Origin of the sequence: Nocardia wallacei (genome assembly GCF_029868745.1) — a bacterium.
Taxonomy (GTDB): Bacteria; Actinomycetota; Actinomycetes; order Mycobacteriales; family Mycobacteriaceae; genus Nocardia; species Nocardia wallacei_B.
Window position 1 is genome coordinate 1 of record NZ_JARWOP010000315.1, and the last position, 13818, is coordinate 13818.

A 13818-nucleotide genomic window follows, 5' to 3' on the forward strand; every position below is an offset into this window, starting at 1 on the left:
TCTTCGAGGTCGAGGCTGTGGATCCGGAGTGGACGTCGATTCCTTACGGTCGTCCGTTGCGTAATCAGTGTTTTCGGGTGGTGGACGAGTCCGGCGGAGATCGGCCCGATTGGGTGCCGGGGGAGTTGTTGATCGGTGGCGAGGGAGTGGCCCGCGGCTATCGAGGCGAGCCCGGCCTCACCGCGGCCGCCTTCTCCGAGGACGCCGGTATCCGCTGGTACCGCACCGGGGATCTGGGCAGATATCGCCCGGACGGCATTCTCGAATTCCTCGGCCGCGCCGACCGCCAGGTGAAGATTCGCGGGCACCGGGTGGAACTCGGCGAGATCGAGCAGGCGATCAGCGCACACCCTGAAGTCCGTCGGGCGATCGCGCTCGCGGTGGGTGAGCGTGCGGGGGGACGGCTCGTCGCGTTCGTGGAATCCGCTGTGCCCGAGGACCTCCCGCGCTTCCTCGCCGACCGCCTGCCCGCCGCCTGGCTACCCGAGTTGATCCCGCTGCTCGACCCGCCGCTGACCGGCAACGGGAAGATCGATCACGCCGCGCTGATACGGCGAGCCGAAACGGCCTTCGCCACAGCCGTTTCCGAGCAGGCAGAGCCGATACGCCCGGGCCTGGAAACTCGGATAGCCGAGGTATGGGTGGACCTCGTCGGGGCCCCGCCGGCCGACCGGCACACTAGTTTATTCGGCGCGGGCGGCGATTCGCTGTCGGCCACCCGACTCGTGAGCCGCCTCGGCCGGGAACTCGGCCTCACCGTGAGCCTCCGCGAATTCTTCGCCGCCCCGACCGTCGCCGGGCTCACCCACAACCAACCACAAACCGGTATCGACCTCGAAGAAGGTGTTCTGTGAACGTCCCCGACCTGGTAACCGACCTACGACAGCGCGGAGTTCATCTCTGGGTCGACGGCGCGCAGCTGCGGTTCCGCGCCCCTCAGGGCGTGCTGACCACCGAACACCGGGACCAGTTGGTGGCGCACAAGCCCGCCGTCCTGGAATACCTCGCCCAGGACCAGTCGGTGATCGACGTGTCCGCCGACACCGCCGCCGCGCACGAACCGTTCCCGCTCACACCGGTGCAGTCGGCGTACCTGATCGGACGCGACCCCACCTACCCGTTCGGGGGCGTGGCGTGCGCGAGCTACCTCGAAATCGCCTATGCCGGTGTAGATCCGGAGAATGTGGAACAGGCGTGGAACGCCCTCGTGCGCCGCCACGACATGCTCCGGGCGACCGTGCACGGCGACGGCTACCAGCAGGTCGCCGCCACCGTGCCGCAATACCGGATCCCGGTGACGGACGCCCGCGGCGCGGACCAGGCCACCGTCGATACCCTGCGTGACCGGCAACGAGACGAGATGCTGGGCCCGGCCACCGCCCCGGACACCTGGCCCCTGTTCGCCCTGCGCCTCACCCGCACAGACACCGCGTGCATTCTCCACCTGCTGGTGGAACTGCTGGTGGTCGACGCCGCGAGCGTGCAACTGCTGCTGGCCGAACTCGATGAACTCGTCCACGCGGCCGGGGACGAAGCGGCACTGCGGCCCGCCCCGGAGATCGGCTTCCGCGATTACATCCTCGGTGTGCAGCAGCTGCGCAACGGATCTCGATACCAGCGGGACCGCGCCTATTGGCAGCAGCGGATCGAAACCCTGCCCGCCGCACCGGAATTGCCCACGCGGGCCACCGACGACGGCGCGGGCGCCGAGCCCGGTTTCGACCGGTTACATCAATGGCTGCCCGAATCCGTCCTGGTCGGCCTGGCCCGCAATGCGACACCGCACGACCTCACCCCGTCCGGCGCGGTACTCGCCGCCTACGCCGAGGTCATCGGGCGCTGGAGCCGGAAGCGGCAGTTCACGCTGAATCTGCCGGTGTTCAACCGCCTGCCCGCCCACCCCGAAATCGGTGCGGTGCTGGGCGATTTCACCTCCGTCAACCTGCTCGGCGTCGACCTCGACGAGCAGGACACCTTCGTCGGCCGGGCCCGCGGCATCGCCGCCCGGCTGTTCACCGATCTCGATCATCGATTGTTCGACGGCGTCGAGGTGCTCAGCGAACTGACCCGCCGCGCGGGCAACCCGGTACTCATGCCCGTGGTGTTCACCAGCACCCTCGGCGCCGACGACGCCGGCGCGCGCGCCCGCCGCGGCCGGATCCTGCGCGGCCTCACCCGCACGCCGCAGGTATGGCTCGACTGCCAGGTGACGCCGTACGACGACGGCCTGATGATCGCCTGGGACGTGCGCCGCGACGTGCTGGCCGGGGACACGGCGGCCGAGGCCTTCGCCGCGTTCACCGATCTCGTCACCCGGCTGGCCACCGACCCCGAGGCCTGGACCGAGCAGTACCCGGTCCCGCTGCCGTCCGCTCAGCGCGGCCGCCGCGACGCCTACAACGACACCGCCGCCGCGGTGCGGCCGCGCCTGCTGCACGAGCGGGTTCTCGATCGGGCCGACACGGACCCGGACGCACCCGCGGTATTCCACCGCGACGACGCGATGAGCTTCGCCGAATTGCGCCGCCGCGCAGCGGCTTCCGCCGCCGCCCTCCGTGCGGCCGGTGTGCGGCGCGGCGACCGGGTCGCCGTCCTGATGGAGAAGGGACCCGAACAAGTCGTGGCCGTGCTCGCGGCCCTGCTGGCCGGCGCGGCCTATGTCCCGATCGAGGTGAGTCAGCCGACGGCGCGCAGGGAGCGGATCATCGACCGCGCCGGCGTCGCGGTCGTGCTCACGCAGTCCTGGCTGCGCGACGCGGGTGAGATCCCCGCGACCGTGCGACCGGTCGCCGTCGACCTGCTGCCGGGCATCGACACCGTGCCCGAACTCACCGGTGATCCGGACGATCCGGCGTACGTCATCTACACCTCAGGTTCCACCGGCGAACCGAAGGGCGTCGTCACCACCCACCGTGCGGCGGCAAACACCCTCGACGACATCAACGAGCGCTTCGGCGTCGCATCCGGCGATCGAGTACTCGGGCTGGCGAGCCTGGCCTTCGACCTCTCGGTGTGGGACATCTTCGGTGTGCTCGCGGCCGGCGGCGCCGTGGTGCTCCCCGAGCAGGACCGCGCGACGGATCCGTCGCATTGGCTGGAGCTGGTGCGACGGCATGCGGTCACCCTCTGGAACAGTGTGCCCGGGCAACTGCAGATGCTGCTCGATGTCCTCGGTGCCACGTCCGGCGCCGACTCGCTGCGCCTGGTCCTGCTGTCCGGCGACTGGATTCCGCTGGACCTGCCCGACCGGATGCGCGCGAACCATCCGGATTTGCAGGTGGTGGGCCTGGGCGGGGCCACCGAGGCCGCCATCTGGTCGATCCACCACCCGGTGGGGAATATCGATCCGCAGTGGCGCAGCATCCCCTACGGCACCCCGTTGCGCAACCAGACCATGCACGTGCTGGACGACGCGCTGCAGGACTGTCCCGAACACGTCACCGGCGAGATCTACATCGGCGGAATCGGCCTGGCCGAGGGATATCTGGGCGACGACGAGCTGACGGCCCAGCGCTTCCTCCGCCATCCGCGCACCGGCGACCGCCTGTACCGCACGGGCGACCTCGGCCGGTTCCACCCGGACGGACGGCTCGAATTCCTCGGCCGCGAAGACACTCAGGTCAAGATTCGCGGCCACCGCGTCGAATTGGGCGAGGTCGAATCGGCGCTGCGCCGCCATCCCGCGGTGGCCGACGCCGCGGTGGTGGTCAACGGGCAGGGACCCGGCGCGCGGCTGCTCGGCTTCGCCGAGATCGCGGCCGACGGCTCCGGTGACCACGGTCTCGGCGAGGCGGCCGCGAGCGATGTGCTCGCCACCGCCGAGCACGCCGCCGCCGCGGCGCACCAGGAAATCGACGGCGAAGCGTTCGTCGCGCTGATGCGAGCGGTCGACGAGATGGCCATGCTGTCCATCGCCGCCCAGCTCCGCGCCGGTGGCCTGTTCGACGATCGCGAACGCGCGCACGACATCACCGAGATCGCCACTGCCACCGGTGTTTCCGAACGCCAGCACGGACTGCTGAAACGCTGGCTGGCCGCCTTGGCGGACGGGGGAGCGGTGGTGCACGATCCGGAAACCGGCCGCTACAGCGACCTGATCGCGGCCGGTCCGCGCGCGGTCGAGGCGGCCTGGCGGCGGATCGACGAGTTGGAGGAGATCGTCGGTTACGGCAGCGAGACCCTGTCCTATATCCGGGCCTGCAGCAGCCGCCTGGACGACCTGTTGCGCGGCGCTCTCGACGTGCGGGAGTTGTTGTTCCCCGCTGGGAAACCCGGTGCGGCGCATGCCGTTTACCGGACGAATCTGGTGGCGCGCAGCGCGCATCGCATCGTGATCGACACCGTGCGGGAGGTGGCCCGGCGGTCGCCGCAGCGGTTGCGGATGCTCGAGGTCGGCGCGGGCATCGCGGGCACGAGCACCGACCTGATCCCGGCGCTGGCCGAGTTCGAGCCGGACTACCACTTCACCGACGTGTCGGAATACTTCCTCGGCGAGGCTCGCAAGAAATTCGCGGACTTTCCCTGGGTGCGCTACGGGCGCTTCGACATCAACACCGACGCGCTCGCACAGGGCTTGCGGCCCAACTCGGTCGATCTCATCCTGTGCGCGAATGTGCTGCACAATTCCCGCAATGCCGACGAGGTGCTGGCGCGGCTGCGCGACTTGCTCGCGCCGGGTGGCTGGCTGGTCTTCCTCGAACCCACCCGGCAGCACAATTACGCGCTGCTGGTATCGATGGAGTTCGAATTCTTCAGCGAACTCACCGCTTTCACCGATGTGCGCGCGGGCACCGGGCAGGCGTTCTTCACCCGTGACCAATGGTTGCGGCAACTCGGCGACGCGGGCGCCGATCACGTGCGCGTCCTGCCCGCCGAGAACGAGCCGCTGGCGGCCTCCGGCCAGGGCGTCTTCATCGCCCGGTTCAAGGGCGAACGACGCTCGGTGACCGAACAGCAGCTCACCGAGCATGTGTCGGCACTGCTGCCCGACCATATGGTGCCCGGCGAAATGAGTCTGCTCGACGCGCTGCCGCGCTCGGCGAACGGCAAACTGGACCGCAAGGCCTTGGCCGCGCGCGCCGCCGCGGTCCCGGCCGCCGCCGCGGACTCGTCCTTCGTGCCGCCCGCCGACGAGATCGAACAGCGGATCGCGCAATTGTGGCAGGAAATGCTCGGCGTTCCGCGGGTCGGCCGCGACCAGAATTTCTATGCCCTGGGCGGTGATTCGCTACTGCTGTCGCAGATGGTCGGGCGACTGCGGGAACGGGTGCCCGAGGTCGCCGATATCGAGTGGCAGGAACTGCTGCGCGATATGCTGCGCAACCCCACCGTCGCCGCGCTCGCCGCCCGCCGCCACCGCGCCGACACCGCCGCGACACCGGCGGCCCGGCAGACGGCGGTGCGGTCGCTGGGCGGCGCGTCCGGGCACAGCAGTGGCGCCTGGGTGCTCGTGCACGGTGGCACCGGGACGCTGGCGCCCTACAACGCGCTGCTCCCGTACCTGCGCTCGGCGCACCCCGGGCCGCTGCTCGGCCTCGAGGTAGCCGACCCGGAGCAGTACCTGAATCTTCCGGCGGACACCGTGATCGCCAGGCAGGCAGCGGATTACGCGACGGAGCTGCTCGAGCACGACCGCCGCTTCCGGATCATCGGGTACTCGGTCGGTGGCCTGCTCGCCGCCGAGATCGCGCGCACCCTCACCGAGGCCGGCGCGACGGTGGACGAACTCACCGTGATCGGCTCCTATCAGCCGCCCGCGGTGCACGACGAGCTGCTGATCGAGTACATCTTCGCCCAATCCATCGGCGTCGACCCGGCCGCGGCGGGATTCCCTTCCGACACAGCGGCATTCGACACCGCGCTGCGCACGATCCTCGCCCGCACCCCCGCACGGGTGCCCGCCGGCGCACTGACGGAGCTGAACGGCGACTCGGCCCCGCTGGCGGCGAAACTCCGGGAACTGGCCGCCGTGTCGCGAGCCGACCGGCTCGCCGCCCTGCACGCCGCCGCCACCGGCGGGACCGGCCCGTACCACGCGGCCGGGCTCGCCCTGGACGAATTCCGCGGGCACTTCGAGATTTTCGCCCACAATCTACGAGCCATGGGCGCCCACCGCGCGGAACCCTATTTCGGTCCGATCCGCGTGCTGCGCAACAGTGATTCGGCGACACTGCTGGGCACTCGCGCGGAGGTGGACGGCTTCTGGTCCCAGATCGCTCTCGGCACACTCGTCCTCGAGGACATCCCCGGCGACCACCTCACCACCATGGCCGCTCCCCATGCCGCCGCTCTCGCCACCCGAATCACCGCACCCCTCCAACCCTCCGGCTCCACCCCGTGATCGCGCCGTGCAACGAAGGAAGTACGCAGCGGCCCTGGTCGCGTCAGCGTCGAGTGTCGGTGGAGGGAGTCGTGTTCGAGCGGCGCGCGGCAGCGACGGGTGCAGGGCCGTCGGTCGCGGTGGAGCTGAACGTTGGTGGCGGAGTCGTGACCGAGCCCGGCGAGGAGGCCGTGGGTGCCGCATCGCCGTTCACGGCCGAGCCGAGTGTTTGTGAGGCGGAGTCGTGACCGAGCGGAGCGGGAAAGCGATGAGCGCCGCATCGGCGGCGGAAACGGTTGTGGGGGAGGAGGAGTCGTGACTGTGGCGGTGCTCGGGGCGACGGGGGTGGTCGGGCGGGCGGCGGTGCGGATGCTTGCCCGGCTCGGTATCGGCGGGCTGCGGGTCGGTGCGCGGGATGTGGCGCGGGCCGAGCGCGCCGCGCTGCCGCCCGGGACCGAGGTGCGGCGGGTGGACGCCGACGACCCGGAGTCGCTGGCGGAGTTCTGCGCGGGAACGAGGCTGGTGCTCAACTGCGCGGGGCCGTCGTATCTGTTGCTGGATCGGGTTGCGCGGGCGGCACTGTCGGCGGGCAGCGACTACGTCGATGTCTCGGGGGACGGCCCCACTTATCGGCTGCTCGCGGGGTCGCCGTTGTCGACCGGCGGGCGGACCGCCGTGCTGTCCGCCGGTATGCTGCCCGGCCTCGCCAATGTCGTCCCCAGGGTGCTGGCCGCGGATCTCACCGGGGCTCGGCTGGTCGTCTACGCGGGCGGTATCGAGCCGTTCGCGGCGGCGTCGGCGGGGGATCTCGCCCTGTCCCTCGACAGCTCCGACGCCGCCGATGGGCACTGGTACGGCGAGACCCTGGCCGCGTGGTCGGGTGGCGGCCGGCGGCGCAACGCCCTGTCGGTCCGCGAGGACGTCGAAATCGCCGGGTTCCCCGGCCGGGTGACCACGATGCCGTTCCTGACCGCCGACGCCGAGCGGCTGGCCCGCTCGGCTGGCCTCCGAGAACTGCACTGGCACAACGTCTTCGTGGGCAGCGCGCTGCGCCTGACGCTCACCCGGCTGCGTGGCAGGGTCCCCCGCGACGCCGCGGCGCTGACTCCGATCGTCGAGGAGATCCGTGCGGCGGCCGAACTCGATCTGGCCGGGCTGGACCCGTTCTACCTGATGGCGTTCACCGTCTCCCGCCCGGATCGCACCGACACCGCCGTGCTGCGCGCCCCGAGCAGTTTCGAGTTGACCGCCGCCACCGCCGCGTACACGGTCGACGCCGTGCTGTCCGGGACCGTGGCTCCCGGCCTGCACTACGCCGACGACGTCCTCGACCCCCGCGGTCTGCTCGACGGAGTAGCCGCCCTCGGCGCGCTACCCATCCGGCAGATCCATGCTCATGCCCACGACGAACCGATGGAGACAGGGAGCCTGTGAACGACTCGCCACACCCGCGACGTCCCGCTTCACCGCCCGCGAAACCGAAAGTCATCGTGTGCGGTACGTCGTTCGGGCGCGTGTATCTGCAAGCGGTGCACCAGGATCCGGAGGTGGAGCTGGCGGGCGTCGTCTCGCGCGGTAGCGCCGCTTCGGCGGAGTACGCGAAAGCCTATGGGGTACCGCACTTTATCGGCGTCGAGCAGGTGCCCGGCGATATCGATATCGCCTGCGTCGCCGTGCGCGCGGGCGCGGCGGGCGGCGACGGCGCGAAGCTGGCCCAGAGCCTGCTGCGCCGGGGAATCCATGTGCTGCAAGAGCACCTGCTGCACCCCGACGAACTCACCGACTGCCTGCGCACCGCTCGCGAACACGACGTCTGCTACCGGCTCAACTCGTTCTACCCGCACCTGCGCCCGGTCCAGCTGTTCCTGCACGCGGCTGGGATCCTCCGGGAGCGGCAGCGGCCGTTGCACGTGGACGCTACGGCCGGTAGCCAGGTGGTCTATTCGCTGCTCGACATCATCGGCCGGGCCGTCGGCCGATTGCGGCCCTGGGCGATCGGTGACCCGGCCGCCCTGCCGCCGGAACTGGCCGCACTGGCGGATCCGCCGATGCCCTACACCCCTCTGACCGCGGTGATCGGGGGCGTCCCGGTGTCGTTGCGAGTGCAGAACCAGATTCATCCGGCCGACCCGGACAATCACGCGCTGCTGCTGCACCGGCTGGCGATCGCCTTCGACAGCGGGGTGCTGACCCTCGCCGACACCCACGGCCCGGTGCTGTGGAGTCCGCGCCTGCACACCGACCGCGACGAGACCGGGCGATTGCGTATGGCCGGACCCGGTACCGAACGCCTGGCGGTGCCCAGCACCGAGACGCTGGATTCGGCTGCGGCACCGACGTTCCGGGCCGTCTTCGACGAACTCTGGCCGCACAGTGTGCGTGTCGCGCTGGCACAGTTGCGGGCCGATATCGCCGACCCGAGCCGATCCGTCGGCGCGGCGCAGTGGGCGGTGACCGTCACCGCCCTCTGGCAACGACTCACGACCGTCCTCGGCCAGCCCGAACTGATCCGGCCCCCGTCGCCCGCACCGGTGCCGCTGCCGGAGTTGCTCGCCGCCCGGCCCTTACGGACCGGAGACCTCCTGTGACCCTCCCACCCCGCGAATCGACCGACCTGCAGGCCTTTTCGGCGGATCCGTACACGACGATGCAGCGTCTGTACCTGGAGAACGGCGCGATCTCGCAACTCGGCACGGGCCCGATGCGCTTCTGGCTCACCCTCGGCGCCGAGGCGTGCGAGTTCATTCTCGCGAACAATCACCTGTTCAGCTGGGAACAGGCTTTCGCGGCGCTGGCTCCGCTGACCGGGCCCGCCGCCCTGCTGGTCAACGACGGCGACCGGCATCGTCGGCTACGCCGGTTGGTCACACCGGCTTTCACCGTCCGCCGGGTCGCCGATCATCTCGAGACGGTCACCCGCCACATCGAGACGGCCATGGCGGGATGGGCCCGGGGCGAGGTCATCGACGTCTACGTCCCGCTGCGCCGGGCGCTGCGGCTGGCGACCCTGGAGAGCCTGTTCGGCGCGGCCGCCATGGACCGCTCCGAGGGTCTGGACGACTGGTTGCACGACATCCACCGCGCCATCGACACCGATGTGCTCGGCGGCGCCATCGAACGCGGCTCCGGGTCACCCGTCTGGCGCCGGGCGCTCCTCGCCCGCTCCTCGGTTCACCGCTGGGTCGTCGCCGAGATCGAGCGGCGGGATCGGTCCGAGCCCGGTAGCGACGTCCTCGGCGTGCTGCTGCGCGGGGTAGACGGTGACCGGCTCACGGTCGACGAGATCACCGACCAGCTGGTCAGCCTGCTCGAGGCGGGCGCCGAAACGACTGCGGCGCAACTGTCCTGGATGCTCTACTGCACGATGCGCGAGCGCGCGTTGTGGGCGGATATCCCTGCGGTGGTGTCGAATCCGGCCGCGCTGGACCGCGTCGTGTCCGAGACCATGCGGCTCTATCCGGCCACGGCCGTCATCTCACGCAAGGTCGCCACCGAGTTCACGCTGGCCGGGCAGCGGTTCTGTCCCGGAGACCTGTTGCTGTTCAGCCCTTTTCACACCCACCGCCTGCCCTCGGTGTGGCCCGACCCCGAACGGTTCGATCCCCGGCGATGGGATCCGGGCGCCGAGCACTATCGCCGTCCGGCACCGTACGAATTTCTGCCGTTCGGGGTCGGCACGCATCGTTGCGTCGGTGCGAACTTCGCCGTAATGGCCGTCAAGGCCGCCTTCGCCGCGCTCGTCGGGCGCGTCGACGGCGAACTACTCACAACGGACGCGCGCCCGGCGGGCCTGATCGGAATGCACCCGAGGGACGGCATCACCGTGCGTATCACGGAAAAGTGCTGAGCTGCAAGGGATCATCGCTCACCGGTCGGCACCTGAATCGTGATGGTGGCGGTAGCGACCCGGCGACATGTCGAATTGCTTCTTGAACGCGTGGGAGAAGGCATAGGCGGTGGCGTATCCGGCCTGTTCGGCGATGGCGGACAGGGGATCGGTGATCTCGCGCAGCAACGCGGCGGCCCGCGTCAGGCGCCACCAGCTCAAATATCCCATCGGCGGCCGGCCCACCAGTGTGGCGAACCGGCGGGTCAGGGTGGCGCGGGAGACACCGACCTCGGCCGCGAGCCGCTCGTTGCTCCAGTGCGCGGCCGGATCGGTGTGCAGCGCGCGCAATGCGGAGGCGGTGACGGGATCGGTGAGCGCGGCCGACCAGACACCCGTCCCGCTCTCGGTCATCCACGCGCGGATCATGTAGACCAGCAACAGATCCAGCAGGCTCGGCACGGCGATGCAGGAACCGGCGCGACGCTGGTCGGCTTCCATCGCGAGGAGGTCGATGGCGGCGCGGAGTTCCGGGTGGTCGCCGAGCCGGGCCGGTAGGTGGATGATCGTCGGCAGCTCCGCCACGAGGGGATGCTGCCCGCGGCGGTCGAGTCGATACTTGCCGCACAAGGCCTCGAAACTAACTGTGCTCGAAGCCTTTTCGGCCGCTACTCCCGCGCTCCACTGCTCGAACGGGACGGCCCGCGTCACCGTCGGCGCGTCGGCGAGCACATGCCCGGTTCCGTGCGGCAGCAAGACCGCATCACCGGTTCCCAATGCCACCGGATCACCCTTATCGGGCACCTGACGTCCGGCGCCGACCGCGCGATCTTCGTCGGAGATCTGGTGCACAGCCCGATGCAACTGGTCGACCTGTCGCGGAGCAGTTGCCTGTGCGTGGATCCGCGTCAGGCCGCGGCCACCCGCCGCCGAGTCCTCGAACGCGCTGCCGACCAACGGCAATTGGTGATCCCGGCGCACTTCGCCGGGCCGGGGCGGTGGAAATCCGTCGCGCCGGAACGGATTTCAGGCTCGGCGAGTGGGGGCGCGCAGCACACCGGCCTGTGCGGTGAGTTGCTCGCCGGGCAGGCCGGTCTCCGCGGCCAGGTCGTCGATGCCGAAGGTGTGCCACTCGCTGACGTTCCGGACCACCCTGGCGGGCGCCGCGTCGCCGCTGATCTGCCAGGTCGAAGTGATGCGGATGAGGTCGCCGCCGATCGGCTCGGCCTCGATGGAGCCCTCGTAGGTCAGGTCGCCGATCTGCTCGCGCGCCAATTCCATCCTGGGCATCGCCATGGGACGGGTGACCGGCAGCAGTTCCACCAGCACCGGGGCGCCGGGCGCCAGCCGGGGCAGGACTCGATCCCACAGTGCCCGGCGGTCTTCCGGCCCGATGTGGCCGAGGACGCCGAAAAGCACCAGCGCCGAGATGGTTTCGGGCAGCACCACCGATTCCGCCGATTCCGGCACGATGGTGACCCGGCGCCGCAGGTCCTCGTCGGCGAGCACATCGTGGGTCAGGACCGCCCGCATCGCCGGGGCGGGCTCGCAGGCCAGGATCTTCGCCGACGGAAGCGCCTCGGCGACGATGCGGCAGGTCCGCCCGGTGCCCGCCCCGATGTCGACCACCGGGCCCGCGCCCGGGTCGACCTCGGCCAAGATCTTTCGCAGGGCGGCTTCACCTTCGGCGTGGGCGCGGGGGACCAGGTCGTAGAACTCGGCGACCGGTGAGTAGAAGTCGTCCATGCACATCTCCTGTGGTGTTGCGGTCCAGCGGAACATCTTAATGAAAAAGATTATCATTAAGATTCGCTGGATGCGGAGGTGTCACCGTGAGAGTCATCGCTACCCACCGAAATTTCGGAACTTCCGCGGGGCGACGCTGTGCGGGTTACGGGGCGTGGTGTGCCGCAAACCCGCAGTGGCGGACGAGTTCCGGGTCGCCGAAGACGGTGATGTGGGCGATCGCGCCGGAACCCGTTGTAAGGACGGCGATTCCGAAGGCGGCGTAGGCGCCGGTGTCGTCGCGGTGGTAGGCCGCGGCGGCGGGCTGGCCGTTGACGGCGGTGGGGAGCATGCGCCAGGCGCCGGAGGCGTCGAGCACCTGGGTAGCGAGGTAGGCGACGCAGGTGCGTTTGCCGGAGAACCAGGTTCGCGACGGCGGCATCTCGATCACCGCGTCGCGGTGCAGGATGCGCTCGAGCAGGGTGGCGTCGGCGGTTTCGAAGGCCGTGATGTATTCGTCGAGCAGGGCGCGGCCGCGCGGGTCGGTCGGCTCGCTCCGATGTGCCGCGGCGTGGGCGAGACCGCCGAGGCGGGACCGGGCGCGCTGCAGAGTGCTCTTGACCGCGGCGGTACTGGTGCCGAGCAGGTCGGCGACCTCGGCGGCCGGGAAGTCCAGCACGTCCCGCAGGATCAGGACGGCGCGCTGGCGTCCCGAGAGGTGCTGCAGCGTGGCGATCAGCGCGAGCCGGAGACTGTCGCGGGTGGCGGCCACCGTTGCCGGGTCGTCGGCCGCGGAGGTCACCAGGGTGTCCGGCAGCGGTCCCAGCCACTCGACGCGGTTGTCGCCCGAACGCGGTGTGGCATAAGGGTTCGCGCTCGCGGCATCCAGGCCCGAGGGCAGCACCCGGCGGCCGCGGTGCGCCAGGGCCGTCAGGCACGCGTTGGTGGCGATGCGGTAGAGCCACGTGCGGACCGAGGATCGTGCCTGGAATCCGTCGTAACCGCGCCACGCCCGCAGGTACGTCTCCTGCACCAGGTCCTCGGCGTCCTCGTGCGAGCCGAGCATGCGATAGCAGTACGCCAGCAGCTCGTGCCGGTACGGCTGCGTGAGGTCGGCGAACTCGGCGTTCGGCGTTCGGCGTTCGGTCCTCCGTCTGCACGACGACCTTCCTTTCCGGGACATCGGACTGTAGCGCGGCGGCATACGGAAATTTTTCCGCGTCACCCGATTCCTTTCCCGCCCGGTCCTGGTCCATATCCCCGCAACCCCATACCGGAAGGACCAGCCTCATGACCACCACTACGCCGGACCAGGCGGCCCGCACGCTCATCGACGGCCCGCACGCGGCGATTCTCGCGACCGCCAACGCCGACGGCCGACCGCAATCGTCGGTGATCTTCGTGAAGTACGAGGGCGACGCCATCGTGTTCAGTACCATCGAGGGCCGGTTGAAGACCCGCAACATGCGGCGTGACCCGCGCGTCAGCCTGTTGCTGTACGGCCGGGACAACGGCCGCTACGTCGAGGTCCGCGGCCGTGTCGATATCACCGCCGACCCCGACAAGGTGCTGCTGCACGAGATATACAGCCACTACATGAACGGCGCCACTCCGCCCCCCGAACCGGATGCCGAGCGTCTCATCGTGCGGATCACCCCCGAGCGCTTCTATGTCTGGCCACCCGCGAACGACTAGACCCGCCTGCTCTTTCGACTCGCGCCGGGCGCACCGCGGGCGGCGGTCGAGGTGACCGGTGGCCGGCCCCACCCCCCCCGGCGCCGGGGGGGGGGGCCCCGGCGACCCCCCCCCCCAGCGGGCGAACATATTGGCGCCCGTCACCACCCCGCGCTCGCTCCACTCGGCGCCGGTCTGCGCGGCGATCAGCGTCGGGGTGGCGACCAGTCCCAGCCCGGCACCGACCACGAAGCAGCTCAGCGCCACCTGCCAC

The 13818-nt window shown here is 70.2% G+C and carries 9 protein-coding genes and 1 pseudogene; 6 read left to right on the forward strand and 4 right to left on the reverse strand.

The features are described 5' to 3' along the window. The 5 genes from QH470_RS29710 to QH470_RS29730 form a co-directional block, all read left to right on the forward strand. Positions 1 to 854, forward strand: an 854-nt coding sequence (locus QH470_RS29710; protein WP_280275677.1) for a non-ribosomal peptide synthetase, incomplete at its 5' end; no start/stop codon positions are given. Continuing rightward, positions 851 to 6340 (forward strand): non-ribosomal peptide synthetase, encoded by a 5490-nt coding sequence (locus QH470_RS29715; protein ID WP_280275678.1) that lies wholly within the window; start codon positions 851 to 853, stop codon positions 6338 to 6340. The genes QH470_RS29710 and QH470_RS29715, both read left to right, overlap by 4 nt. 294 nt (positions 6341 to 6634) lie before the next feature. Further along, a complete protein-coding gene (locus QH470_RS29720; RefSeq protein WP_280275679.1) occupies positions 6635 to 7753 on the forward strand; it encodes a saccharopine dehydrogenase NADP-binding domain-containing protein in 1119 nt (372 codons plus the stop codon). Further along, complete coding sequence (locus QH470_RS29725; protein ID WP_280275680.1) at positions 7750 to 8907, forward strand: Gfo/Idh/MocA family oxidoreductase; 1158 nt, start codon at positions 7750 to 7752, stop codon at positions 8905 to 8907. The genes QH470_RS29720 and QH470_RS29725 overlap by 4 nt, the downstream gene beginning before the upstream one ends. Beyond that, positions 8904 to 10166: a cytochrome P450 gene (locus QH470_RS29730; protein WP_280275681.1), complete on the forward strand. Its 1263-nt coding sequence runs from the start codon at positions 8904 to 8906 to the stop codon at positions 10164 to 10166. Before QH470_RS29725 ends, QH470_RS29730 begins: the two co-directional genes overlap by 4 nt. Positions 10167 to 10184: 18 nt before the next feature. Here the strand turns inward: QH470_RS29730 and QH470_RS29735 are convergent, their stop codons facing one another. The 3 genes from QH470_RS29735 to QH470_RS29745 form a co-directional block, all read right to left on the reverse strand. Next, entirely contained in the window at positions 10185 to 11108 is a 924-nt protein-coding gene (locus QH470_RS29735) for an AraC family transcriptional regulator (protein WP_280275682.1), read from the reverse strand. Positions 11109 to 11171: 63 nt separating this feature from the next. Continuing rightward, positions 11172 to 11891: a class I SAM-dependent methyltransferase gene (locus QH470_RS29740; protein WP_280275683.1), complete on the reverse strand. Its 720-nt coding sequence runs from the start codon at positions 11889 to 11891 to the stop codon at positions 11172 to 11174. 145 nt (positions 11892 to 12036) lie between these two features. Next, positions 12037 to 13074 carry a sigma-70 family RNA polymerase sigma factor gene (locus QH470_RS29745; RefSeq protein WP_280275684.1) on the reverse strand — a complete coding sequence of 346 codons (1038 nt, stop codon included), beginning with the start codon at positions 13072 to 13074 and terminating at the stop codon, positions 12037 to 12039. Between the two features lie 86 nt (positions 13075 to 13160). On the opposite strand from QH470_RS29745, the gene QH470_RS29750 reads away from it, so the two are divergent. Further along, positions 13161 to 13565: a PPOX class F420-dependent oxidoreductase gene (locus QH470_RS29750; RefSeq protein ID WP_280275685.1), complete on the forward strand. Its 405-nt coding sequence runs from the start codon at positions 13161 to 13163 to the stop codon at positions 13563 to 13565. A gap of 96 nt (positions 13566 to 13661) precedes the next feature. Here QH470_RS29750 and QH470_RS38345 read toward each other — a convergent pair. Then, positions 13662 to 13818, reverse strand: a pseudogene (locus QH470_RS38345) (MFS transporter); the annotation flags it as partial.

Coding starts and splice junctions, on each gene's coding strand:
- QH470_RS29745 (WP_280275684.1), bottom strand. CDS start 13,074: ATGCCGCCGCGCTACAGTCCGATGTCCCGGAAAGGAAGGTCGTCGTGC.
- QH470_RS29740 (WP_280275683.1), bottom strand. CDS start 11,891: ATGGACGACTTCTACTCACCGGTCGCCGAGTTCTACGACCTGGTCCCC.
- QH470_RS29750 (WP_280275685.1), top strand. CDS start 13,161: ATGACCACCACTACGCCGGACCAGGCGGCCCGCACGCTCATCGACGGC.